Origin of the sequence: Pseudomonas sp. PDM20 (genome assembly GCF_014852575.3) — a bacterium.
Taxonomy (GTDB): Bacteria; Pseudomonadota; Gammaproteobacteria; order Pseudomonadales; family Pseudomonadaceae; genus Pseudomonas.
This window is the reverse complement of the sequence record NZ_CM181224.1, coordinates 265664-289058: the sequence shown is the minus strand read 5'-3', so window position 1 is coordinate 289058 and position 23395 is coordinate 265664. Positions and strand designations below refer to the sequence as shown.

Genomic DNA, 23395 nt, shown 5'->3' with positions numbered 1-23395 from the left:
CGCAACAACCGCTTCATGCCTTGCGGCGACGACCGAGCACCACAGAGCCAGCCGTCCTTTCGCCGCCCCCTGGGGACATCATGTTCAAACGCAGCACCCTTTCCCTTGCCATCCTGGCGAGCCTGGCCAGCTTCGTCGCCCATGCCGCCGACAGCGAGTCGCCGAGAACCGAAGAAGCCAGCGCCGCACCGACCCTCGGCAAGGTGGTGGTCACCGCGCAGAAGCGCGAGGAGTCGGTACAGGAAGTGCCGGCACCGATCACAGTGCTCAGCGGCGAGAAGATCCGCGACGCCTCCCTGCAATCGGCCAGCGAGGTCACCCGCTACACCCCCAACGCCTCCGCCGGCACCACCGACGGGCACGGTCGCCCGCGCTGGTGGATTCGCGGCCTGGGCACCGGCGACCAGGGCGCCAACACGGTCAGCCCGATCGGCATCTACGTCGACGACGTGTACATCGCCAACATCAGCGCCACCGGCTTCCCGTTGTTCGACCAGGAGCGTGTGGAAGTGCTGCGCGGGCCGCAGGGCACCCTGTGGGGCAAGAACACCACGGGCGGCGCGATCAACTTCATCTCGCGCAAGCCGACCTTCAGCCCCGAGGGCTACTTCAAGGTCGACCTGGGCAACTACGCCAACCGCATCGTCGAAGGCGCGGTGAGCGACGCGCTGGTGGATGACAAGCTGGCCGGCCGCCTGTCCTTCCACCACCAGGGCCGCGACGGCTATACCGAGAACGAGAACGACGGCAACGACCAGGGCGCGCTGGAAGACGACGCCGTACGCCTGCAACTGGCCGCGCGGGTGAACGACAACCTCGACGCCAACCTCAACGTCCACGCCCGCCATTACCACGACACCGCCAGCTACAACACCGTGAGCTACGGCACCCGCCCGGACGGCACCAACCAGTTCGGCTATTCCATCGACCCGAAACTGGGCAAGGCCAACTTCAACGCCAAGTACCAGGCCGAGATCGACCAGGCCGGCAGCAACCTCAACCTGGTCTGGCAACTGGGCGACCTCGAACTGACCTCCATTACCGCCTTCGAGCACTTCACCCGCGACGGCTGGACCGACAGCGACAACACCCCGCTGGAACTGCAGCGCAGCTACAGCTATGCCGACAGCCAGCAGTGGTCGCAGGAGCTGCGCCTGGCCTCGCCGCGCAGCGACCGGCTGAACTGGGTACTGGGCTTCCACTACTTCAACGAAGACCTGGAATCGAAGAACGCCAACGCGGCGCTGCCCAATGTCTATATCCCCAGCTACTACAACAACGTCAGCTACGACCAGAAGACCGAGAGCTACGCCATCTTCGGCAGCACCACCTACAACTTCACCGACGACTTCAGCGTCACCGCCGGCCTGCGCTGGACCCGCGAGACCAAGGACATCGACCTCGCGCGCCTGGTCAACCGGGGCGCCGCCAGCTTCGGCGACGGCCACTGGTGGCAGACGGGCAACGTCGACTCGCCGCTGATCGTCAACGCCACCCAGGACGAGAGCAACACCTGGAGCGACTACAGCTGGGACCTGACGCCCGAGTACCGGATTTCCGATAACGCCCGCGCCTACTTCCGCTACGCTCGCGGCTTCCGCTCCGGCGGCTACAACGCCGGCGTCACCAGCCAGGCCACGGTGGCCAAGGTCGATCCGGAATACCTCACTTCCTACGAGCTGGGCCTGAAGTCGGAATGGTTCGACGGCCGCCTGAACGCCAACGCCAGCGTCTTCTACTACGACTACGAGGACATCCAGCTCAACATCGTCACCGCGGTGAACAACCAGACCGTCTCGCGCCTGGCCAACGGTGCACAGGGCGAGGCCTACGGCGCCGAGTTCGAACTCGAAGCCATCCCCGTGCAGAACCTGCACCTGAACCTAGGCCTGGGCCTGCTGCACACCGAGTTCACCGACTACACCTCGGGCAACGACGACTATTCCGGCAACCACTTCGTCCGCGCGCCCAGCGTCTCGGCGGTGATCGGCGCCGACTACCGCATCCCGCTCAACGTCGGCGGCGCAGTGGTGCTGGGCACCGACTGGAACACCCGCAGCCGCCAGTACTTCTTCACCAACGACCAGAGCGCCAACATGCGCACCGGCGGCTACACCCTGGGCAACGCGCGGGTGACCTACGAGCTGCCGGGCGAGACCACGCGCATCACCGCCTATGTGAACAACCTCACCGACAAGGAATACCGCAACCACACCCTGCCCACGGGCTACCAGACCGCCGCCGTCATGTACGGCGACCCGCGCACCTTCGGCGTCTCGGTCACCACCGACTTCTGAGCGAGGTAATCCCCATGAACCTTCTGCATCGCGCGCTGCGCCGGCTGCTGCCGGCCGCCGCCGTGCTGCTCGCAGGCCACGCCCTGGCCGCCGAGCAGCCAACCACCCTGCGCATCGCCACGGTGGCCTACGCCAATGCCGGGCAAATCACCTTCAACGGCCCGTCCTACGTGATCGACCGCGACAAGTGGCTGGAACAGCAACTGGCCCAGCGCGGCATCAAGCTGGAGTGGGTGCCCGCCGCCACCGGCTCGGTGGGCACCTTCGTCAACGAGGAGTTCGCCAACAAACGCATCGACTTCGCCTTCTACGGCGACCTGCCGTCGATCATCGCCAACGCCTCGGGCGTGCAGACCCAGCTGATCGTCCCCGGCGGCATCGGCAACAACGTCTACCTGGTGGTGCCGCCAGGCTCCACGGCGAAATCCATCGGCGACCTCAAGGGCAAACGCATCGCCCTGCACCGCGGTCGGCCGTGGGAGTTGTCGTTCGCCAAGCTGCTGGAAGCCAACCACCTGGGCTTCGACGACTTCCGCATCTTCAACCTCAACCCGCAGGCTGGCGCCGCCGCGCTGAGTGCCGGGCGGGTGGATGCCTTCTTCACCCTGAGCGATGCCTTCCTGCTGGAAGACAAGCAGGTCGGCCGCATCATCTGGTCGAGCAAGGAGGCCCCGGCGGACTGGAAGATGCGCGCCGAGGTCTGGGGCGCGAAGGACTTCGTGAAAGACCATCCCGACCTCACCCAGCTGGTGGTGGACGCCTACCTGAAAGCCGCGTGGTGGGTCTCCCAGGACGCCAACCAGGCCGAGTACCAGCAAGCCCAGACCCGCTCCGGCGTGCCGCTGAGCGTGCTGCAGCGCGAGGTCTCCGGCGAGCCCTGGTCAGCGCACTTCTCCCCGCTCTACGACGACGCCCTGCGTCAGCACTACACCGACGGCATTGCCTACAGCCTGAAGGCGAAGCTGATCCGCAACGAGGTGAAGGTGGAAGACCTGCTGGAGCCGAAGTTCGTCGAGCAGGGCTTGAAGAACCTGCAGCTGGATAGCTTCTGGCAGCGCAGCGCCGGCCCTTCTGTCGCCGCCAAGCCTTGATCTGAGCGTAGGAGCGGACTCTGTCCGCGATAGCTTGCCGGCGGCTGGGAGCGGGCCTGTTGCACATCGCGGACGGAGTCCGCTCCTACGCCATCAAAGTGCTACGGAGCGACCTGTAGGAACGGGCCATGCCCGCGACCCGCCGGCAGGGCCGGCGCTCAACCAACATGCGCATGCCATCGGCGCATACCTGCCATCCCGCCTTCCGCCGCTTGGGATTTCGCGGGCATGGCCCGCTCCTACAGGGGCATCTGCCATCGCTATTGCTCGCGAACAAACCCCGCTGCGGGGGCGGCTCGCGAGCAAGGACTGGGCGTCCCCTCGGTCCTACGAAAAGCGCAGTCCGCGCCCACAAAAAAGCCCTCGCAAGAGGGCTTTTTCATGCCGGGCAGAAATCAGGCCGCCGCGCCCAGCAGCTTCTGGCCCTGCTCCCAGAGGCCGGTCATCTTCCACTGCTGCTCCAGCACGCCGGGGCCGAACTCCTGGGAGCCACCGAGGCTTTCGGCGAGTCCCTGGAAGTAGGCGCCTTCCTCCAGCAGCAGGATCAGCTTGGACGCCTTGATCAGGTCGTCGCCCCAGAAGGTCGCGCCGCCGTTGGCTTCGAGGATGGCCGGGGTGTGCGGGTTCTCCGCGAGCCTATCGAGGATGAACAGCGGTTCGGGCTGGCGGCGGTCGATGTAGATCGGCAGTTCGCGGGCCAGGGTCACGCGCTGGGAGGCGGCATAACGGATCGGCAGCACGCGGTGCGCACTGGCCCAGCCACCGAGGTAGGCGGTATGCACATGGATCACCACGTTCACTTCCGGGCGCGCCTGGAAGATTGCCGCGTAGCGCTTGCCGTTGCCGCCTGCACCACGGCCGCTGAGCGGGGTCGCGCCGGGGATGCTTTCGTCGAGGATCACTTCGCCGTCGTAGGTAGCCACCACCGCGCGGATTTCCTGGTCATCAGCCCAGGGGTTCGGCGCGTGGACGGCGATCACCTTGTCGCTGTCAGGCACGCGCACGTAGGCCTGGTAGGTGTTGGTGGCGGTGAGGGTGCGGCTCTCCTTGAGCACGCGGAAGGCCTTGGCGAAGTCGCGGCGGACCTGTTCGAGCTGGCTGGCGAGTTGCGGGTCGAGGGTGGACATGGAGTGCCTCCTGGCAGTCGGGGATGGATGAACCGCGTGGCGGTGTTCCACTGACTGAGCAGGACTTGTGCCACTAAAAAATATCATTACAAATCAATTAGTTGGATTAACCGAAAGCCAACAAACGGGCACCAACCCTGGCGAAACGGGCGAAATTGCTGCCCGCCCAGCATCCCCTGCTGACCCACTGCTGCTGTACAGACAAACGCCCTGCTGCCACAGCAGCACGCCCGCCTGAAAGCCCCGCCCCGCCTGGCCTGCAGGCTTTGGGCACAGCCCTTGCTCAAGACCCTGTACGAGCAGCACGACGCTGCCCCCGCCAAGCAAAGGAGCATGGCCATGAGCACCGAATTCTTCTGGCGACTGCCGCTGGGCAGCGACGGTCCCTATCTCGCCTCGGACAAGAACAACCGCGGCAGCCACATCGAGCGCCCCGGCAACATCGCCCCGGGTCGCCTGCCCAACGGCGAGCCGGACGGCTTCACCTACATCGACTACATCGCCCAGGTGGCCAAGGCCGCCGAGATCGCCGGCTTCGAGGGCGCGCTGCTGCCCACCGGGCCGGAGCCGTGGATCGCCGCTGCCGCCCTGGCCCGCGAGACCCGCCGGATCAAGTTCCTGATCGCCTTCCAGGCCGCCTGGACCCTGCCGGCCTACGCGGCGCAGCAGGCGGCAATCCTCCAGCACCTGTCCCGCGACCGCCTGGAGTGGAACATCATCACCGGCGGCAACCCCGCCAGCCAGCGCGCCAACGGCGACTTCCTCGACCACGACAAGCGCTACCAGCGCACCGGCGAGTTCCTCGACATCATCGACGGCCTGTGGAAGAACGAGCAGTTCTCCTACCAGGGCGACATCTACCAGTTGGAGAACGGCTCGCTGCCGATCGCGCTGCGCAACGTACGCAAGCCCGGCGTGTATTTCTCCGGCTTCTCGGACCCGGCGCTGGACGTTGCGGCGAAGCACGCCGACGTCTACCTCAACTGGGCCGAACCCATCGACAAGCTCAAGCCGCACCTGGAGCGGGTGCGCGAGCTGGCCGACAAGCAGGGCCGCGAGATCCGCTTCGGCATCCGCATCGACCTGTTCGCCCGCGAGACCGAAGAGGCCGCCTGGAGCGAACTGCGCCGCCAGTACGAGCGCATCGACGCGCGCACCAGCGCCTTCATCAAGAACTTCGCCACCGGCTCGGATTCCGTCGGCGCCGCGCGGCAGACCGCCTACCACCAGAACGTCGAGCGCTTCGACGACCTGATCCTCGGCCCCAACCTCTGGGCCGGCTTCGGCAAGGCCAAGCCGGGGCCGACCATCGGCCTGGTGGGCAGCCACGAGAACGTCGCCGAACGCCTCGCCGAATACCGCGACGCCGGCTTCTCCACCTTCATCCTCGCCGGCAATCCGCACCTGGAAGAAGCCCTGCGCATCGGCCAGGAAGTTCTGCCGCTGGTACAGGGCAAGCGCGCTGACATCCACGAACTCAAGGCCCGTGCCTGAGCCACAAGGAGCTGAACATGTCCCGTCCCCTCGATACCCTCTGGTACACCCGCTGCCCGGTGCCCACCGGCCTCGGCATCGCCGTGCAGAAAGGCTGGCTTGAAGAATCCCTTGCCGAGCAGGGCACGCAGATCAAGTCGCTGCGCGAGTCCGCCGACCAGGCGGTGCGCGAGTCGCACTTCGACCACACCCTGCAGAACTCGGTGCGCCACGGCGGCAACATCCCGGCCATCTGGGCCCGCGCCAGCGGCCGCGAAACCCGCGTGATCGGCCTGTCCTGGGCCGACGAGGCGCAACTGATCCTGACCACCGCCGAGAGCGGCATCCGCAACGTGCGCGACCTCAAGGGCCGGCGCTTCGGCCTGCCGGACTGGAGCGGCGCGCAGATCGACTTCACCCGCGCCCAGGCCATTCGCGGTCTGGAAAATGCCCTGCGCCTGGAAGGCCTGGAAGTGCGCGATCTGGAGCTGGTGGACTTCGGCCTGAAGGGCACCTTCAGCGACGAGGCGCCGGGCAACATCGTCGGCATCACCGGCCACGGCGGCAGCCGTCGGCGCAGCCAGAACCCGGAACTGGTCGGGCTGTTACGGGGCGAGGTCGATGCGATCTTCCTCAAGGGCGCCCACGCCGTACAGCTGGCGCAGCAGTTCGGCCTGCACACGGTGATCGACACCGGCGCCCACCCGGAGCCGCTGATCCGCGCCAACAACGGCACGCCGCGCACCCTGAGCGTCGACCTCAACCTGCTGGAGCAACACCCCGACGCCGCCACCGCGATCCTCGCCTCGGTACTGCGTGCCGAGGACTGGGCGCACCAGCATCCGGACGACACCCGCCGCTACCTGGCGCGGGAAACCAACAGCAGCGAGTTCTGGGTCGCCACCGCCTACGGCGAGGACGCCCACCTGCGCCTGCGCACCAACCTCGATGAAGGCTCGATCCTCGCCCTGCAGGACTTCACCGACTTCCTGCAGCGCTGGAACTTCATCCCGGCGCGCTTCGACGTGCGCGAATGGATCGACCCGCGCCCGCTGGAAGCCCTGCGCAGTCGCCTCGCACAAAAGACCGGCTGAGCAACGTCACGAGGGCGATTCCCTCTGTTTCCCGACCCGGCCCCCGCGCGACGACGCGGGGGCTTTCATCCCCCGACGGACACCCATGAGCACACCGCTGGAAACCCTCTGGTACACCCACAGCCCCGTTCCCACGGGCCTCGGCATCGCCGTCGAATCCGGGCGCCTGGCCCAGGCCTTCCGCCCGTTCGGCACGCGCATCCAGTCGCTGCGCGAGTCGTCCGAACGCGAGGTGCGCGAGGCGCACTTCGACCATCACCTGCCCTACTCCGTGCGCCACGGCGGCAACATCCCGGCCATCTGGGCCCGCGCCAGCGGCGCGCGCACGCGGGTGGTCGGGCTGTCGTGGAGCGACGAGGTGCAGCTCATCGTCAGCGCCCCGGACAGCGGCGTGCGCAGCATCCGCGACCTGCGCCACCGGCGCTTCGGCCTGCCGAAGTGGGCCAACGTGCAGATCGACTTCACTCGCGCCCAGTCACTGCGCGGCCTGGAAAACGCCCTGCGCCTGGAGGGCCTGGAGGTTCGCGACGTCGAGCTGGTGGACTACCCCTACGGCGGCACCTTCAGCGACGACCCGGTGCGCCACGTGTTCGGCGCCCAGGTGGCGCTCAAGGGCAACCGCGTGGTGCAACGCAACAACGAGCTGATCGGCCTGCTGCGCGGCGACATCGACGCCATCTTCCTCAAGGGCGCCCACGGCCTGCAGCTGGCCCACGAGTTCGGCCTGCACGTGGTCATGGACGTCGGCTCGCACCCCGAGCCGCTGGTGCGCTCGAACATCGGCACGCCGCGCACCCTGACCGTCGACCAGCAACTGCTGGACGAACACTTCGATGCCGCCGTGCTGGTGCTCGACACCGTACTGCGCGCCGAGCAATGGGCCTGGGCGCACCCCGAAGAAACCCGTCGCTTCCTCGCCCGCGAGCTGAACACCAGCGAGTTCTGGGTCGCCAGCGCCTATGGCGAGGACGCCCACCTGCGCCTGCAGACCAACCTGGCAGAGCGCTCGGTCAATGCCCTGCGCGACCTCACCGCCTTCCTGCAGCGCTGGGCATTCATCGGTAAAGACTTCAGCGTCGACGACTGGATCGACCCGCGCCCGCTGGAAGCCCTGCTGGGGAAGATCGATGTCGCCATCTAGCCCGGCGCGGCCCGCCGCCTTCCTGCTCAACTTCATGCTGCTGGCGGCGTTCAGCGGCGCCACCATCGGCATGGCGAAGATCGTCACCACGCTGTACGCCATCAGCATCGGCGCCAATGCCATGCAGATCGGCATCATCTCGGCCATGGAAGCGCTCGGCATGGTGATCCTCACCCTGCCCGCCGGCTTCGTCATCGCCCGCTTCGGCGCGCGCCGCGTGTACTTTCTCGCCAGCCTCGGGCCGATGCTGCTGAACCTGGCCATCCCACTGTTCGGCGGGTGGCTGTGGCTGGCCTGTGCGCGGCTGCTGATCGGCCTGTGCATCCCCTTCCGCATCGTCGCCATGAACAGCGCCTTCCTGCGCCAGCTCAAGCGCATCGGCAACGACAAGGCCGGCTGGTACCGCGGCTCGCTGACTTTGGGGATGGGCCTGCTCGGCCCGCTGCTGGGCAACTGGCTGAGCGGCGCGGCGAGCTTCACCTGGGGCTTTGCCGCCATCGGCCTGTGCTTCGGCCTGATGGCTTTCTACAGCCTGGGTTTCTGGGAAGGCGAGGCACCCGCCGAGGACCTGCCCGTGGCCGCCGCCACCGGCGGGCTGCTGCAACAGGTCAGCGCCATGCTGGCCAATGTCGAGATCGCCGAGAGCTGCCTGATTGAGCTGCTCAGCGCCGCCACCAGCGCGCTGTTCGGCACCTTCATCCTGCTGCTGGCGATGGACGTCGCCGGCCTGTCGCAAAGCCAGGCGGTGAGCCTGGTGATGATCCAGGGCCTGGCCTCGGTGCTCGGGCTGTTCGGCTTCGGCTACCTGATCGAACGCAGCGGCCGGCGTCTGGCCTACGTCGGCAGCCTCAGCGCAGCGCTGGCCGCACTGTTGCTGCTCGGCGTCGCCCGCGATTACTGGCTGCTCGCGCTGGGCGGCGTGCTGCTCAGCGCGGCGGCGGCACTCATCCACCTGGTGAACATGGCCCAACTGGGCGAGCACGCCATGGACAAGAGCAAGATTTCCGGCCTGTTCAACCTCGCGTCCATGTCCGGCAGTTTTTCCGGCGCGCTGCTGGGTGGGGCGATCAGCCACTTCGTCGGGCTGGGCAACCTGTTCCTCTGCTGGATTCCCCTCGTGCTGCTGGCCGCGCTGTTCTGCTGGCAACGCAAGCAGCGCCGCCAGAGCGCCGGGCCATTGCTCGGGCAGGAGGGCTGAGACATGCGCCGAACATTCGATCGCCTGAGCTGGTTCGCCTCGCCGCTGCTCCTGCTGCTGGCCTGGTTCGCCGTCGCCCGCGCCGGCTGGTTTCCGCCGCAACTGCTGGTGCCGCCGGCGGAAGTCTGGGCCAGCTTCCAGGACCTGCTGGCCAGCGGCGAGCTGCACGAGCACGTGGTCAACAGCCTGTCGCGCCTGGCCATCGGCTTCTCCATCGGTGCCGTCGGCGGGCTGCTGTTCGGCACTGCCATGGCCCTGTCGAAGACCGTAGAGGCTTACTGCGCGCCGCTATTCCACACCCTGCGCCAGGTGCCTTCGATCGCGCTGATCCCGATGTTCATCCTGTTCTTCGGCGTCGAAGAGACCTTCAAGATCCTGATCGTCACCAAGGCCGCTTTCTTCCCCGTGGCGCTGGCCGCCAGCGAAGGCGTGAAGGGCATTCCGCGCGGCTACTTCGAGGTCGCCAGCGTGTACCGCCTGCCGCTCTGGAGCCTGTTGCGCGACGTCGCCTTCCCCGCCGCCGCGCCGCCCATCGTCACCGGCCTGCGCATCAGCCTGAGCCGCGCCTGGATGGTGCTGGTGGCCGCCGAACTGCTCGCCGCCGACAGCGGCCTGGGGCAGATGATCGAGCTGAGCCGGCAGATGCTGCGCATCGACATCGTGATGGTCGGCGTGGTCGTCACCGGGGCTATCGGCTTCGCCCTCGACTTCGCCTTTCGCCTGCTGGAGAAGCGCCTGCTGCGCTGGAGACCGACGCCATGATCCGACTTCTCAAGAGTCTTCGCGGGTTGGTATTGCCGGCGCTACTGATCGCCGCCTGGCACTGGCAGTCGCAACAGGGCGCCAGCGCCGCTTATGCCTTCGTGCCGCTGGAGCGCATCGGCGCCGGATTCGTCGAACTGATCAAGACCGGCGAGCTATGGCTGAGCGTTTCCGCCAGCCTGCAACGCACCTGCCTCGGCCTGCTGCTGGGCGTGCTCGGCGGCTTCGCGCTGGGCGCCGGCATGGCGCTGTCGCGGCCGCTCGAGCGGCTGTTCGCCCCCCTCTACCACACCATCCGCCAGGTGCCGATCCTCGGCCTGATCCCGCTGATCGCCCTGTGGTTCGGCAGCGGCGAGCCGTCCAAGGTGCTGATCGTCAGCCTCGCCGCCTTCTACCCGATGACGCTGAACGCCTTCGAAGGCTTCCGCGGCGTGGAGAAGCGTTACCGCGAAGTCGGCCGCCTGTATGCCTTCGGCCCCTGGCAGCAGTTCCGCGAAGTGCTGCTGCCCGGCGCGCTGCCCAGCCTGAGTAACGGCGTCCTGCACGCGCTGGCCTTCGCCTGGGTCAGCTCGGTGGGTTGCGAGCTGTTCCTCTCCACCGGCATGGGCCTGGGCAACCTGATGATGAACGCCGAGACCGGCTCGCGCATGGAGATCGTGGTGATCGGCGTGCTCAGCATCGGCCTGCTCGGCTACGCCATGAACCAGCTGTTCGCCCGCGCCGCGCGCCACCTGCTGCGCTGGCGCAACCTGCGCTAGCTCTTTCCAGATTCGGCCTATTCGTTATGAGTGCCCAGACCATGAACGCGATCCTCGATCCCGCCCTCCTTCCTGCCCAGCAGGCGCAACCCGGCGCGCTGGCCATCCAGGGCCTGAGCAAGGCCTATTCCATCGACGGCCGCAGCCTGCCGGTGCTGGAGAACATCGACCTGGCGGTGCGCCCCGGCGAGTTCGTCAGCATCGTCGGCGCCAGCGGCTGCGGCAAATCCTCGCTGCTGCGCCTGATTGTCGGCCTGGAGAACGACTACAGCGGGCGCATCCTCCTCGACGGCCAGGCCGTGACCGGCACCGGCCTGGAGCGCGGCATCGTGTTCCAGGACCACCGCCTGTTCCCGTGGAAGACGGTGGAAGAGAACGTCGCCCTGGCGCTGAAGCAGCAGAAACTCAGCCGCGCCGAGAAGCGCGAACGGGTGGCCGAGCACCTGGAGCTGGTAGGCCTGACCGGCTTTGAGCAGGCCTATCCGCACCAGCTCTCCGGCGGCATGGCGCAGCGCGCCGCCATCGCCCGCGCGCTGATCACCCGGCCCAAGGTGCTGCTGCTGGACGAGCCCTTCGGCGCCCTCGACGCTCTCACCCGCGTGCGCCTGCAGCATGAGTTGCAGCGCATCTGGGTGCAGCAGCGCAGCACCATGATCATGGTCACCCACGACGTGGAAGAGGCGCTGTACCTGGGCGACCGGGTGATCGTCATGGACGCGCGGCCGGGGCGGATTCGCCATGAGGTGCGGGTGGATCTGCCGCATCCGCGTGAGCGTGGGCATGCGTTGCTGGCGAAGTTGAAGGAAGAGCTTCTGGCGGAGCTGATGCAAGGGTGATCCGCCCTACGGAATCACCGGGCGCCAAGGTAGGATGGCGAGGAGCGCAGCGATACCCATCATTCCTGCGCCCCAACAGCATGGGTATCGCAAGCTCCACCCATCCTACGTCCGTGTTTCACCGGCAACTTCCGCGCTCGCAGTCGTATAACGCCTGGGGCGTTCCCCGCCCTACGGAATCACCGAGCGCCAAGGGGGCGTCAACGTAGGATGGCGTGGAGCGCAGCGATACCCATCATTCCTGCGTCCCAACAGCATGGGTATCGCAAGCTCCACCCATCCTACGTCCGTGTTTCACCGGCAACTTCCGCGCTCGCAGTCGTATAACGCCTGGGGCGTTCCCCGCCCTACGGAATCACCGGGCGCCAAGGGAGCGTCAACGTAGGATGGCGTGGAGCGCAGCGATACCCATCATTCCTGCGCCGCAACAGCATGGGTATCGCAGGCTCCACCCATCCTACGTCCGTGTTTCGCCGGCAACTTCAGCGCTGGCAGCGGAAAGCGCTGCGGGAAAATCCGGGTGATACCCCGCACCGATATCCTCCAGCACGCCCGCCTTGCGCAGCTTGCCGAGCACCCGCGCATTGGCCTCGCACAGGCGCACCTCGATGCCGCGTCGCTGCAACTGCTCGATCACTTCCTGCAGGGTCTGCAGGCCGGTGATGTCCATGAACGGCACATGGCGCAGGCGGATGATCAGCACCTTCGGGTCGGTGTGGGTCTTGGCCAGGGCGCGCTCGAAGGTTTCCGCCGCACCGAAGAACAGCGGCCCCTCGATGCTGTACACCAGCACGCCGGGCGGCAGCTCGCCGAGGCCGCGGCCGCGCAGTTCCACTTCCAGTTCGGGGCCGTCGTCGGCGTGTACTTCCACCGAGGACGCCATGCGCCGCAGGAAGTGCAGCATGGCGAGGATCACGCCGATGTTCACCGCGATCACCAGGTCGCTGAACACGGTGAGCAGGAAGGTCACCAGCAGGATGGCCACATCCGCGCGCGGCGCGCGCTTGAGCATGAACAGGAAGTGCCGCGCCTCGCTCATGTTCCAGGCCACCACGAAGAGGATCGCCGCCAGCGCGCAGAGCGGGATGTTCGAGGCCAGCGGCGCGAGGAACAGCAGGATCAGCACCAGGGTCGCCGCGTGGGTGACGCCGGCCAGCGGGCTGTTGCCGCCGTTGCGGATGTTGGTCGCAGTACGCGCGATGGCCCCGGTGGCGGCAATGCCGCCGAACAGCGGGGTGACCAGGTTGGCGATGCCCTGGCCGATCAGCTCCTGGTTGGAGTCGTGGCGGGTGCCGGCCATGCCGTCGGCGACCACCGCCGAGAGCAGCGACTCGATGGCGCCGAGCATGGCGATGGCGAAGGCCGGGCCGATCAGTTCGAGCACCCGCGGCAGGGTCACTTCCGGCAGGCTGAAGCTCGGCAGGCCCTGGGGAATACCACCGAAGGCGCTGCCGATGGTGGCGACGCCCTCGAAGTGGAACAGCGACTGGATGGCCGTCACCACCACCATCGCCACCAGCGGGCCGGGCACCCGGCGCAGCGCGGCGATGCGTGGGGTGAACAGCACCAGCGCCAGGCTCAGCAGCGCCAGCACAGTTGTCGCCAGGTGCAGTTGCGGCAATGCCTGGATCAGGTGCCAGAGCTTCTGGTGGAAGTGCTCGCCGGTCACCGCTGGCAGGCCGAAGAAGTCTTTCCACTGGCCGACCCAGATGATCACCCCGATGCCGGCGGTGAAGCCGACGATCACCGGCGCGGGGATGAAGCGGATGATGCTGCCCAGGCGGCTGACGCCCAGCAGCACGAGGATCGCGCCGGCCATCAGCGTGGCGATCTGCAGGCCATCCACGCCGTACTTGGCGGTGACGCCGGCGAGGATGACGATGAAGGCACCGGTGGGGCCGGCGATCTGCACGCGGCTGCCGCCCAGCAGCGAGACCAGCACGCCGGCGAAGATCGCCGTGTAGATGCCCTGCTCCGGCTTCACCCCGCTGGCGATGGCGAAGGCCATGGCCAGCGGCAGCGCGACCACCCCGACTATGACCCCGGCCACCAGGTTGCGTGTCCAGTGCTCACGGCCGAAGAGTCCGGCCTTCCAGGCTTCTCGCAGGGCGATCATCGCAGTCTCCGACGGGATATCGATGGTGGATGCTAACAGGCCGCACCCCAAAACGGCCCGGCGCAGGTCATGGCTGTGGCGCGCTGTCGCAGGCGAAGCAAGGTGAACAGAATATTGCACAACCCTGGTGGCACGCAGGGTCCAGCGGGGTTCGCAGGCGCCATTTCATGGGCATTCATGACGTAAATCAACCGGGTCGATTTGCCAGTGAAGCGAAAAATGGGCACAATATGTTCATTATGTTGAACATCAAGGCTCTACCTCTCCCCACTTCCCGCCTGGTTTCGCGCGAGCGTCACTGGACCGGCGACCTCTAGCTCCTCCCTTCGGCAACCACCTTCTGGTGGCGCCAAGCGCGGTGAACACTCACAGGTGATTCCCGCCCGAGTCGGCACCACCGAACCCGAACCGAACCCGCCGCAAGGATGCTCTTAGCGAGACTGCGCGCGGCTGCCCGTGGGAGGGCTTTACCATGCGTTCCTGGATCTATCTGCTAGCCGCCATCGGCTTCGAAGTCGTTGGCACCACCTCGATGAAATTCACCCACACGCTGTTCCCGGTTGCCGGGCTGCTGCTGATGTACGTGATGATCGGCCTGTCGTACTACTTCCTGTCGCTGGCCATCAAGCGCGTGCCGGTCGGCGTGGCCTACGCCCTGTGGGAAGGCATCGGCATCGTGCTGATCACCCTGGTCAGCGCCTTCTTCCTCGGCGAGCATCTGAGCCTGGACAAGGCCCTGGGCCTGGCCGTGATGATCGCCGGCATCCTGCTGGTGAAATCCGGTACCCGTACCGGCCGTCATGAAGAGCGCCGTGAACTGAATGGGGAGGCCGTGACATGCTGAACCATGACCTGATTCCGATGGCCTGGCTGGGCCTGGCCATCGTCCTGGAAGTGATCGCCAACCTGCTGCTCAAGTACTCCGACGGCTTCCGCAAGCGCCTGATCGGCGCGGCCTCGATCCTCTGCGTGCTGGGCGCGTTCACCGCGCTGGCCCAGGCGGTACGCGGCATCGAGCTGTCGGTGGCCTACGCCATCTGGGGCGGCTTCGGCATCCTCGCCACCGTCGCCATGGGCTGGGCGCTGTTCGGTCAGCGTCTGGTCTGGCGCGGCTGGGTCGGCCTGGCGATGCTCGTGCTGGGCATGGGCCTGCTGAAGCTGGCCTGATCACTGAGAGAAACGAAAAAGGCGGAGCTGGGCTCCGCCTTTTTCATGCCTGGGAATTGGCTGCCGTGCGGTTCGCGAGCAAGCTCCGCGCTAACCCGTAGGGCGCATAACCTGGAACAGGTTATGCGCCGCAACCCGAACGGCGGATAACGCTGGCGCGTTTTGCGCCCTACGAAAGGCGGCGGGCGCTTCAGGCCAGCAGGCTGACCACCGCGAAGCGACTCAGGTTGGCCTGGGCCACCACCGTCTGCGCCGCCGCGCTGTAGTGCGTGGCGCTGCGCCCCATGCGGTCGAGCATGGAAGCGGCGAAGGTGTGCGCCCACTCGCGTTCGTCCTCGCTGGCGTGGCGGTCGAGGAAGTCGCGGATGTCGTCCTGGCGATGACGCAGCTGGTCGCGCAGGCCGCCAATGCGATCCAGCGCCGACACCACCGAATCGAGCAACTGGCGCTGCTCACGGAAGGCATCGGTCTTGATCTCGGTGGGGAACGCCAGCAGCCCCTCTTCCTGGCTTTTCAGCCGGGTGTTCTTGCCCTTGGCGAACAGCTTGCCCTCGCCCTGCACCGCCAACTGGCCCTTGAGCTGTTGCCAGTCGGCCTCGGGGGCGGAGAACTTCAGCGCGCCATCGCTATCGAGTTCGGCGCGAATGCCGGCCTGGCCGAGCGTGGCGTTGAAGCGGCGCAGCACCTGCTCGGTGCTCATGCCATCGTCCAGCACCACCGCCGCCGGTTCCGCGAGCTGGCGCCCAGCGCTGAACAGCAGGGTTTCCTTGCCCGAGCGCTGGATGTCCTGCACCGACTCCAGGCCTTCGAGGCTGAAGCGGCTGCGCACCGGCTCGTTGAGGCGCAGGCGGAAATTGGCGTCGAGGCTGCCGTCCGAACGCTGGGCGCGCTGCTCCAGCAATTCGTTGACCTGCCGCGTGGCCTGGCGCACGCCTTCGCGGTCCTGGGACTGCGGCGCGCTGAGTTCGCGGCTGAGGTTGAGCTTGAGACCGCCGAGGCGATCCTGCAGGTCGCCCAGGTAGCTGTCGGCCGACTGCATGGAGGACAACTGCTGGTTGAGCTGCAGGTTGAAGCTGCCGCTCTTCTGCGCGCCCCGCGCCATCTGCGCGGCGTTTTCACTGTTCTCTTCGTTCTTGCGCAGGGTGTTCTGCCGCTCGCCGGTGGAGGGCAGGATGACGTCGCGGCGGGCGCTGGGATCGAAGACGGCGGCGGCCGGCAGTTGCTTGATGACCTTCATGGTGACCTCTGCACCGGATGTGCTTCCGCCCGGCACTGGGGCCGGGCGGAGGCGGGATAAAAAGTAGGGGAACCGGGCGCTGCGCCGCCGATTGGCGTCCAGACCTCCTTGCGGCGCGGCCCGGCTCCCCTACGAAGAAACTTACAGGCGGCTGAACAGCGACAGGTCGTTGAGCTTCAGGTAGGTCTTCTGCGTGGCCTGCAGCGCCAGCTGGTAGGTGTTCAGGTCGATGCTCGCGCCGGCGTAGTCCAGCTGCGACAGCTCGCCGTTGATCTTCTGGTTCACCAGCGACACCTCCTCGTTGCTCGAGTTGAGCATGGTCAGGGTGTTCTGCCGCCCGCCCAGCTCGGTGATGGCGCCGAGCACACCGTCGTGGGCGCTGTCGAGGCCGTCGATGGTCGCGGCGATCTGCGCCTGCACCGTCGGGTCGGTGGTATCCAGGGCCGGGTCCTTGAGCATCTTCACCGTGGCGTGGAGCTGGTTGAGGAAGTCCATGCTGCTGCCGAACATACCCAGCGCGGTGACGTTCTCTTCCACCTGTACGCCGTTGGCCACGGCGGCCTGGCGCGACTTGTCGTTGCCGGTGGAGACGTAGGTGTCGGTCAGCGGTTCGTAGGTCACCGCCGCGGTGTCGCTCAGGGTGCCGGAAAACAGGTAGCGGCCCTCTTCGTCACGCACGTTGACGAAGCTGACGATGGTCTTCTCGATGCTCTCCAGCTCGCCCGCCATGGCGTTCAGGTCCTTGGGCGTGTTCGAGCCGTTGGCCGCCCAGAGCAGCAGGTCGCGCACGTTGAGCATGGAGTCCGAGGTGGCCTGCAGGTTGGCCTCCTGGGTGGAGAGGTTGCCCGAGACGTTGCTGATGTTGGTGCGGTACTGCGCCAGGCTCGCTTCCTCACGCTGGATGCGCAGCATGCGCACGCTGGCGATGGGGTCGTCGGAGGGCTGGAGGATGCGCTGGCCGGTGGACATCTGCTGCATCAGCTTGCCCAGGGAAGCCGAGTTGCTGTTCATCGAACCGCTCATCAGCGCGGTGATCTGTGCGTTGGTAATGCGCATGGTGCTGTCCTTCGCAATGGCCCTTAGAAAGCCGCGAGCATCGAGTCGAACAGCTCCTTGGCGGTGCTGATGACTTTCATGTTGGCCTGGTAGGCCTGCTGGTAGGTGATCAGGTTGACCGCCTCTTCATCCAGGCTCACTGCACTGACGCTGTCGCGCTGGGCCTGGGCCTGGGTGGCCACGGTGGTGGCGGTCTTCTGGTCGGCCTGGTTCTGCCGGCTGGCGCTGGCGACCTTGCCGAGCAGGCCGGCGAAGGCGTCGTTGAGGGTGACCTGGCTGCCGCCGACGGTGATGCTCTGGCCCTTGAGTTCCAGCAGGTCCAGCAGGTTCCTGTTGTTGCCGCTCTCGCCGGCGGTGTCCGACAGCGCCAGCTCCTCGGGCTTGAGGCCGTTCACGCTGAGCATCGCCGTGGTGCTGCCGGCGTTGTAGCTGAGCAGCGCCTGGCCGGGGTTGCCATTGAGGTCGAAGCCATTGGCCAGGGTGTCGTTGACCAGTTGGGCGAACTGCCCGGCCATTTCGTGCAGGGCAGTCTGGTTCGGTCGCAGGGTGTCGTACTCGGTGTCGTACAGCGCGCCCAGCGAACCGCCCATGCCGTCCTGGGTCAGCGGGAAGCTGGTACCGGCGAAGGTCAGGGCGATTTCCTGCTCGCCCGAGGAAGTGCGGCTGATCGCCAGTTGGCCGGCGGAGTTGCCGGCGACCAGCGGCTGGCCGTTGGCGAGGGAAACCGTGAGCGAGCCGTCGGCCACTTCGTTGACGCGGATCGAGGCGTACCTGGAGAGGTCCTGCACCAGGCTCTCGCGGTGGTCGCGCAGCGCGGTGGTGTCGCCGCCGGAAGAGCCGACTTCGACGATCTGCTTGTTCAGCGCGGCGAGGTTGGCAGTCAGCCCGTTGATCTCGCCGACCATGGAGCCGCGCTGCTCCTGCAGGGCGCGCAGCTGGCTGTCGATGTTGCCGGACAGGCCATTGAAGCGCTGGGCGAGGTTCCTGGTCTCGTTGACGATCTGCTGGCGCAGGGCGACCGAGCCGGGCGTGGCGGTGGCCTCGCTGAGCGCGGCGAAGAAGTTGTCCAGGCCGACGCTGATGCTCGAGCCTTCGCCGCCCATCAGGCCTTCCAGCGCGGACAGGTACTGCTGGCCGCTGTCGTAGTAGCTCTGCTCGGTGGTGGCGCGCCACAGCTGCTGGTTCTGGAAGTCGTTGGCCATCCGGCGGATGCTGGTCACCGTCACGCCGCCGCCGACGTTCAGGCCACCCTCGCCGGCCAGCGACGCGAGCACCGGGCTCAGCCGGCTGAAACCGGGGGTGTTGGCGTTGGCGACGTTCTGGCTGGAGGTGGCCAGGGCGATCTGCGCCGCGCGCAGGCCGCTGTAGCCGATCTGGCTCAACATACTCAAGAGGCATTCTCCTTCGACTCGAGGCGGATCGGCTGGGCAAACGCCGCCGAGGCCGGTCGGGAAACAAATTCGGGCTGTTGTCCCTGATAGGCGACGTAATCACTGTGGCGCTTAAATCCTTCCTGCGGCGCGTGCTTCAAGCCGCTCTCCGGCGACAGGCCGCTGCCGGGGATGCGCGCCGGCGCCTGGGCCTCGCGCACGCGACGGAGCACGCCGAGGGTGTAGTCGCGGGTCTCCTCAAAGGGGATGCTGCGCACCCAGTCGGCCATGCCGATCTGTCCGCTGCGCGGATCGCCGTTGTTCTTCAGCCACTCATCGACCTTGCCGGGGCCGGCGTTGTACGCGGCCAGGGCGAGCACGTGCTGGCCGTCGTACCGGTCGAGCATCTTGCCCAGGTAGGCGCTGCCCAGGGCCTTGTTGTAGGCCGGGTCGCTGGTCAGGCGCTGCTCGTCGTAAGGCAAGCCCAGCTCGCCGGCAACTTCGCGGGCGGTGTCGGGCATCAGCTGCATCAGGCCGCGCGCGCCCTTGGGCGAGACGGCGGCGGCGTTGCCGCCGGACTCCTGGCCGATCACGCCGTCCACCAGGGTGCGGAAGCCCGCCGTGCCCTGCTGCCAGGCGTGGGCGAGACGGTCCACGCCACGCTGCCAGGTGTCCACCAGCGGGTTGCGGCTGGACACCGACGGCCGGCGCAGCGCTTCGCCGCTGTCGGCGAGCGCCACCGGTTCGGTGGTGTCGGCAGGCTCGGCAGAGAGCTGGCGCACCAGCAGGTCGGCGATGCCGGTCTGCTTGCGCGAGGCCAGGTGCTCGGCCAGCGCTTCGTCGTAGAAGTCGCGCATCGTATCGAGGTCGCGGCTGCGCAGCGGGCTGCCGGCGGAGAGCACGTCGCCGGCCTTGCGCATCTGCTTGAGGATCTGCTGCAGGAACATCGCCTCGAACTGTTCGGAGGCCGCCTGCAACTGCTCGCGGCGGACCTGCTCGGGCGACTCGCCGGGCTGGCCGCTGGGGACGATGGGACGGTTGAGCGAGGTGATGCTCATGGGGCTGATGCTCTTTCGACGAGGTCGCGACGGCGCCGCATTTTGCGCAGGGCTAGGCGCGAATCGTGTGGTTTGGTCATTCCAAATGAACGATGAGTAACGACGCTCTGCGCAAAATGCGGCCCGTCCCTCCGGGTTGCGCGGCAAATCACGCCATGCGTCGTTGCGGGGCTAGCCAAGGGAGCGACCATTGCCGTCGCCCCGCGTCTAGCCTGGCGTGATTTGACGCGGCAACGCGACTCTCGGCGAAAGAGCATCAACCCCATTTAGATGACCACCAGCTCGGCATTCAGCGCACCGGCCTGCTCCAGCGCCTGGAGAATGCTCATCACGTCATCCGGCGTCGCACCCAGGCTGTTCACCGTGTTGATGATGCTTTCCAGGCTGGTGCCCTCGGGCCACTTGAACATCGGTTTCTTGTCCTGGCTGACCGAGACGTCCGACTGCGGGGTGACCGCCGTGGTGCCGTTGGAGAACGGACCCGGCTGGCTGACCTGGGGGTTCTCGCTGATGGTCACGGTGAGCGAGCCGTGGGCGACCGCGGCGGCTTTGACGCGCACGCCCTGACCGACCACCACGGTGCCGGTGCGGCTGTTGAACACCACCTTGGGCCGGGTGCGGCCTTCCTGCACTTCCATGCCTTCGAGCATGGCCATGAAGCTGGTGCGCTGGGCCAGGCTGACCGGGGCGCGGACGGACACCTTGGTGCCGTCCAGCGCGGTGGCGGTGCCGGAGCCGAAGCGCTCGTTGACTGCATTCATCACCTGGGTGGCGGTCTGGAAACTCGGCTTGCGCACATTGAGCATCACGTCCGGGCGCTGGGCGAAATCGCTGGGAATCATCCGTTCGATGGTCGCGCCGTTGGGAATCAGGCCGCTGTTGGCGCTGTTGATCGACACGCTGGAGCCGCTCTGGCCCTGCGCATGCAGGCCGCCGACCACCAGGTTGCCCTGGGCCAGCGCGTAGACTTCGCCGTCCACGCCCTGCAGCGGCGTCATCAGCAGCAGGCCGCCGCGCAGGCTCTTGGCGTCGCCCAGCGAGGACACGGTGACGTCGATGGTCTGCCCGGCGCTGTAGGACGGCGGCACGCTGGCGGTGACGCTCACCGCGGCGACGTTCTTCAGCTTCGGGTCGACGTTCGGCGGCAGGTTCACGCCGAACTGCTTGAGCATGTTGGCCACCGACTGGTTGGTGAATTTCACCTGGTTCTTGTCGCCAGTGCCGTCCAGGCCGACGACGAGGCCGTAGCCGATCAGCTGGTTCTCGCGCACACCTTCGATGTCCACCAGGTCGAGCAGCGGGATGGCCAGCGCCTCGGCCTGCCAGGACAGGCACAGCAGCGCCAGCAGGCGGGCAAGGGTTCTACACATAAGCGTTCTACGCATGGAGTGCTCGCCTGCTTACATCGGGAACAGCGGATGGGTGAAGAAGCGCGTCAGCCAGCCGGCCGAGTTGCTGTCGTTGAGCACGCCGCGCCCGGCGTAGGAAATCTTGGCGTTGGCGACGTTCTGCGAGGACACCTGGTTGGAACGGTTGATGTCGTCGATGCGCACCAGCCCCGTGAGGCGGATGAACTCGTCGCCCTGGTTCAGGCGCAGGGATTTTTCACCCTTCACCAGCAGCACGCCGCCGGGCAGCACCTTGTGCACGGTCACCGCAATGGAGCCGGAGAGGGTGTTCTGCTGCGAGCTTTTCGCCGAGCCGGTGAAATCGCGGTTGGCCGTGGCAGATGTTTCCAGGCCGCCGTACTCCTTGGTCAGGATGGTCGGCACTGGCACATCCAGGCTGGACTGCTTGCCGAAGCTGGTGCCCGCGCTCTTGCTCGACTGGGTGGACTCGCTGAGCACCACGGTGACGATGTCGCCGACGCCGATCGCGCGCTTGTCGCGCAGCAGCGAACCGCCGTAGCCGGAACGGAACAGCCCGCCGCTGGTGGTCGGCGGTTGGCTGTAGTCCAGCTCCGGGGGCTGGTAGGTCGAGGAATCCTCGTCCGGCAGCATCTCGTCGAAGCTCTGGCATCCGGCGAGCAGCGCCAGGGCGAGCAGCAGGGCAAGGCGCGTCATGGTCAGACCGTCTGGTTGAGGAACTGCTGCATGCCCGACGCGGCGTCGAGCACCTTGGCGTTGGCCTCGTAGGCGCGCTGGATGGCGATCATGTTCACCATCGCTTCCACCACCTGCACGTTGGAGCCTTCCAGCACGCCCTGCTTGAGGTTGCCCAGGCCTTCCTCCCCCGGCGTGCCTTCCTGCGGCTCGCCGCTGGCGGCGGTTTCCTTGTAGAGGTTGCCGCCGAGGGCTTCCAGGCCCGCCGGGTTGGTGAAGCTGACCAGGGTGATCTGGCCCAGCTCGGTGGGCAGGGTCTCGCCCGGCAGCACGGCGGTGACGATGCCGTCGCTGCCGACGGTGAAGCGGCTGGCGCCAGCCGGTACTTCGATGTTCGGTGTCAGCGGCAGGCCCTGGGCGTTGACCACGATGCCTTCATTGTTCAGCTGCAGCTGGCCGTTCTCGGTGTAGTAGGTGTCGCCGTTGGGCGCCTCGACCTGGAAGAAGCCGCTGCCGACGATGGCCAGGTCCATGGGCTGGCCGGTGGTCTGCATGCTGCCTTCGGTAAACACCTTCTGCGTGCCGACGACGCGCACGCCGCTGCCCAGCTGGATGCCCGAGGGCACGGTGTTGACCTGGTCAGCCTGGGCGCCGGGTTGCAGCTGCACCTGGTAGAACAGGTCCTCGAAGACCGCGCGGTCGCTCTTGAAGCCGACGGTGTTCACGTTGGCCAGGTTGTTGGCCACGGTGGACATCGCGGTGTCCTGGGCTGCCAGGCCGGTCTTGCTGACCCAAAGTGCCGAACTCATGTTGTGCTCCTGTCTGCGCGCCGCGGGTTAGCCGCCACGGATCATGCGGTCGCCGGCCTCGGCAAGATCCGAGGCGGCCTTCATCATCTTCACCTGGGCCTCAAACCGCCGGTTCAGGCTCATGGTCCCCACCAGCTGGTCGATGGCCGAGACGTTGCTTTGCTCCAGGTGTCCGGAGACCAGCCGCACGTCCTCGCTGGCGGCGACGTTCTGGCCGTCCTTGCTCACCAGCAGGCCCTGGGCGTTCTTCACCAGGGAGGCAGCCGGGGCGTCCACCAGCTTGAGGCGGTCGACGTCGGTCATCATGAAGTCGCCGCGCGGCATCACCGAGATGGTGCCGTCGCTGCCGATGGCGATGGCGTCGTACTCGGGCAGGGTGATCGGCCCGCCTTCGCCGAGCACGGCGCGGCCGTTGATCATCAGCTGGCGGTCAGCGTCGATCTCGAGGTTACCCTGGCGCGTGTACGCCTCGCCGTTGCCGCTCTGCACGGCGAACAGGCCCTGGCCCTGGATGGCGACATCGAGGTCGCGCCCGGTAGCCATCAGGGTGCCGGCGCTCATGTCCACACCGCTGCTCTCGATGCGCGCGAGGTGGCGGCTGTCATAGCCGGCGCCACTCACATCGACGGCGGTGGCGTGCTCCAGGTCGGCGCGAAAACCGGGGGTGTTGACGTTGGCGAGGTTGTTCGCGCGCACATCCAGCGCCGCCATGCTGCGGCTGGCGGCGGTCATTGCGGTGTAGCCGAGGCGATCCATGACGAGT

21 protein-coding genes are annotated in these 23395 nt (G+C 67.0%); 11 read left to right on the top strand and 10 right to left on the bottom strand.

The features are described 5' to 3' along the window. Window positions 1-80 precede the first annotated feature (80 nt). Window positions 81-2297 carry a TonB-dependent receptor gene (locus tag IB261_RS01400; protein WP_192383389.1) on the top strand — a complete coding sequence of 739 codons (2217 nt, stop codon included), beginning with the start codon at window positions 81-83 and terminating at the stop codon, window positions 2295-2297. Between the two features lie 14 nt (window positions 2298-2311). Next, window positions 2312-3388, top strand: a complete 1077-nt coding sequence (locus IB261_RS01395; RefSeq protein ID WP_192383390.1) for an ABC transporter substrate-binding protein — start codon at window positions 2312-2314, stop codon at window positions 3386-3388. A 395-nt stretch (window positions 3389-3783) separates the two neighbouring features. Here IB261_RS01395 and IB261_RS01390 read toward each other — a convergent pair whose 3' ends face one another. After that, complete coding sequence (locus tag IB261_RS01390) at window positions 3784-4515, bottom strand: class II aldolase/adducin family protein (RefSeq protein ID WP_081518748.1); 732 nt, start codon at window positions 4513-4515, stop codon at window positions 3784-3786. 339 nt (window positions 4516-4854) lie between these two features. On the opposite strand from IB261_RS01390, the gene IB261_RS01385 reads away from it, so the two are divergent. The 7 genes from IB261_RS01385 (at window position 4855) to IB261_RS01355 (ending at window position 11777) form a co-directional block, all read left to right on the top strand. Then, window positions 4855-6009, top strand: coding sequence for an LLM class flavin-dependent oxidoreductase (locus tag IB261_RS01385; RefSeq protein ID WP_138213222.1), 1155 nt, complete (start codon window positions 4855-4857; stop codon window positions 6007-6009). Between the two features lie 17 nt (window positions 6010-6026). Further along, on the top strand, window positions 6027-7082 hold the full coding sequence (locus tag IB261_RS01380; RefSeq protein WP_192383391.1) for an ABC transporter substrate-binding protein: 1056 nt from the start codon (window positions 6027-6029) through the stop codon (window positions 7080-7082). A gap of 85 nt (window positions 7083-7167) precedes the next feature. Further along, window positions 7168-8223 (top strand): ABC transporter substrate-binding protein, encoded by a 1056-nt coding sequence (locus IB261_RS01375; protein WP_081518751.1) that lies wholly within the window; start codon window positions 7168-7170, stop codon window positions 8221-8223. Then, the gene (locus IB261_RS01370) at window positions 8210-9421 is read left to right on the top strand and encodes an MFS transporter (RefSeq protein ID WP_192210430.1); all 1212 of its coding nucleotides are present in this window, start codon (window positions 8210-8212) and stop codon (window positions 9419-9421) included. Before IB261_RS01375 ends, IB261_RS01370 begins: the two co-directional genes overlap by 14 nt. Window positions 9422-9424: 3 nt before the next feature. Beyond that, on the top strand, window positions 9425-10183 hold the full coding sequence (locus tag IB261_RS01365) for an ABC transporter permease (RefSeq protein WP_192383392.1): 759 nt from the start codon (window positions 9425-9427) through the stop codon (window positions 10181-10183). Continuing rightward, window positions 10180-10941 (top strand): ABC transporter permease, encoded by a 762-nt coding sequence (locus IB261_RS01360; protein WP_192383393.1) that lies wholly within the window; start codon window positions 10180-10182, stop codon window positions 10939-10941. Before IB261_RS01365 ends, IB261_RS01360 begins: the two co-directional genes overlap by 4 nt. 41 nt (window positions 10942-10982) lie before the next feature. Continuing rightward, entirely contained in the window at window positions 10983-11777 is a 795-nt protein-coding gene (locus tag IB261_RS01355; protein ID WP_151188984.1) for an ABC transporter ATP-binding protein, read from the top strand. 457 nt (window positions 11778-12234) lie between these two features. Here IB261_RS01355 and IB261_RS01350 read toward each other — a convergent pair whose 3' ends face one another. After that, on the bottom strand, window positions 12235-13893 hold the full coding sequence (locus tag IB261_RS01350; RefSeq protein ID WP_192383394.1) for a SulP family inorganic anion transporter: 1659 nt from the start codon (window positions 13891-13893) through the stop codon (window positions 12235-12237). A gap of 472 nt (window positions 13894-14365) precedes the next feature. Between IB261_RS01350 and IB261_RS01345 the strand changes: the two genes are divergently transcribed. After that, entirely contained in the window at window positions 14366-14737 is a 372-nt protein-coding gene (locus tag IB261_RS01345) for a multidrug/spermidine efflux SMR transporter subunit MdtJ (RefSeq protein ID WP_081518756.1), read from the top strand. Beyond that, entirely contained in the window at window positions 14731-15060 is a 330-nt protein-coding gene (gene mdtI, locus IB261_RS01340) for a multidrug/spermidine efflux SMR transporter subunit MdtI (RefSeq protein WP_024766311.1), read from the top strand. Before IB261_RS01345 ends, mdtI begins: the two co-directional genes overlap by 7 nt. 190 nt (window positions 15061-15250) lie before the next feature. On the opposite strand, the gene IB261_RS01335 is transcribed toward mdtI, so the two are convergent. The 8 genes from IB261_RS01335 to flgF all read right to left on the bottom strand — a co-directional run bounded on the left by IB261_RS01335 (window position 15251) and on the right by flgF (window position 23388). Further along, window positions 15251-16297, bottom strand: a complete 1047-nt coding sequence (locus IB261_RS01335) for a hypothetical protein (RefSeq protein ID WP_192383395.1) — start codon at window positions 16295-16297, stop codon at window positions 15251-15253. Between the two features lie 141 nt (window positions 16298-16438). Continuing rightward, window positions 16439-17353 carry a flagellar hook-associated protein FlgL gene (gene flgL / locus IB261_RS01330; protein WP_192225544.1) on the bottom strand — a complete coding sequence of 305 codons (915 nt, stop codon included), beginning with the start codon at window positions 17351-17353 and terminating at the stop codon, window positions 16439-16441. 23 nt (window positions 17354-17376) lie between these two features. After that, entirely contained in the window at window positions 17377-18744 is a 1368-nt protein-coding gene (gene flgK / locus IB261_RS01325) for a flagellar hook-associated protein FlgK (protein WP_192383396.1), read from the bottom strand. After that, window positions 18741-19781, bottom strand: a complete 1041-nt coding sequence (locus IB261_RS01320; RefSeq protein ID WP_192383397.1) for a lytic transglycosylase domain-containing protein — start codon at window positions 19779-19781, stop codon at window positions 18741-18743. Before IB261_RS01320 ends, flgK begins: the two co-directional genes overlap by 4 nt. Before the next feature lie 266 nt (window positions 19782-20047). Then, the gene (locus tag IB261_RS01315) at window positions 20048-21151 is read right to left on the bottom strand and encodes a flagellar basal body P-ring protein FlgI (protein WP_192383567.1); all 1104 of its coding nucleotides are present in this window, start codon (window positions 21149-21151) and stop codon (window positions 20048-20050) included. Window positions 21152-21181: 30 nt separating this feature from the next. Continuing rightward, window positions 21182-21844, bottom strand: a complete 663-nt coding sequence (gene flgH, locus IB261_RS01310; protein WP_081518762.1) for a flagellar basal body L-ring protein FlgH — start codon at window positions 21842-21844, stop codon at window positions 21182-21184. Between the two features lie 2 nt (window positions 21845-21846). Continuing rightward, window positions 21847-22632 (bottom strand): flagellar basal-body rod protein FlgG, encoded by a 786-nt coding sequence (gene flgG / locus IB261_RS01305; RefSeq protein WP_081518763.1) that lies wholly within the window; start codon window positions 22630-22632, stop codon window positions 21847-21849. A gap of 27 nt (window positions 22633-22659) precedes the next feature. Continuing rightward, entirely contained in the window at window positions 22660-23388 is a 729-nt protein-coding gene (gene flgF, locus IB261_RS01300) for a flagellar basal-body rod protein FlgF (protein ID WP_151188981.1), read from the bottom strand. Window positions 23389-23395 lie beyond the last annotated feature (7 nt).

Coding starts and splice junctions, on each gene's coding strand:
- mdtI (WP_024766311.1), top strand. CDS start 14,731: ATGCTGAACCATGACCTGATTCCGATGGCCTGGCTGGGCCTGGCCATC.
- IB261_RS01380 (WP_192383391.1), top strand. CDS start 6,027: ATGTCCCGTCCCCTCGATACCCTCTGGTACACCCGCTGCCCGGTGCCC.
- IB261_RS01335 (WP_192383395.1), bottom strand. CDS start 16,297: ATGAAGGTCATCAAGCAACTGCCGGCCGCCGCCGTCTTCGATCCCAGC.
- flgG (WP_081518763.1), bottom strand. CDS start 22,632: ATGAGTTCGGCACTTTGGGTCAGCAAGACCGGCCTGGCAGCCCAGGAC.
- IB261_RS01370 (WP_192210430.1), top strand. CDS start 8,210: ATGTCGCCATCTAGCCCGGCGCGGCCCGCCGCCTTCCTGCTCAACTTC.
- IB261_RS01390 (WP_081518748.1), bottom strand. CDS start 4,515: ATGTCCACCCTCGACCCGCAACTCGCCAGCCAGCTCGAACAGGTCCGC.
- IB261_RS01395 (WP_192383390.1), top strand. CDS start 2,312: ATGAACCTTCTGCATCGCGCGCTGCGCCGGCTGCTGCCGGCCGCCGCC.
- IB261_RS01350 (WP_192383394.1), bottom strand. CDS start 13,893: ATGATCGCCCTGCGAGAAGCCTGGAAGGCCGGACTCTTCGGCCGTGAG.
- IB261_RS01360 (WP_192383393.1), top strand. CDS start 10,180: ATGATCCGACTTCTCAAGAGTCTTCGCGGGTTGGTATTGCCGGCGCTA.
- flgL (WP_192225544.1), bottom strand. CDS start 17,353: ATGCGCATTACCAACGCACAGATCACCGCGCTGATGAGCGGTTCGATG.
- IB261_RS01345 (WP_081518756.1), top strand. CDS start 14,366: ATGCGTTCCTGGATCTATCTGCTAGCCGCCATCGGCTTCGAAGTCGTT.
- flgF (WP_151188981.1), bottom strand. CDS start 23,388: ATGGATCGCCTCGGCTACACCGCAATGACCGCCGCCAGCCGCAGCATG.
- flgH (WP_081518762.1), bottom strand. CDS start 21,844: ATGACGCGCCTTGCCCTGCTGCTCGCCCTGGCGCTGCTCGCCGGATGC.
- IB261_RS01375 (WP_081518751.1), top strand. CDS start 7,168: ATGAGCACACCGCTGGAAACCCTCTGGTACACCCACAGCCCCGTTCCC.
- IB261_RS01320 (WP_192383397.1), bottom strand. CDS start 19,781: ATGAGCATCACCTCGCTCAACCGTCCCATCGTCCCCAGCGGCCAGCCC.
- IB261_RS01365 (WP_192383392.1), top strand. CDS start 9,425: ATGCGCCGAACATTCGATCGCCTGAGCTGGTTCGCCTCGCCGCTGCTC.
- IB261_RS01355 (WP_151188984.1), top strand. CDS start 10,983: ATGAACGCGATCCTCGATCCCGCCCTCCTTCCTGCCCAGCAGGCGCAA.
- IB261_RS01400 (WP_192383389.1), top strand. CDS start 81: ATGTTCAAACGCAGCACCCTTTCCCTTGCCATCCTGGCGAGCCTGGCC.
- IB261_RS01385 (WP_138213222.1), top strand. CDS start 4,855: ATGAGCACCGAATTCTTCTGGCGACTGCCGCTGGGCAGCGACGGTCCC.
- IB261_RS01315 (WP_192383567.1), bottom strand. CDS start 21,151: ATGTGTAGAACCCTTGCCCGCCTGCTGGCGCTGCTGTGCCTGTCCTGG.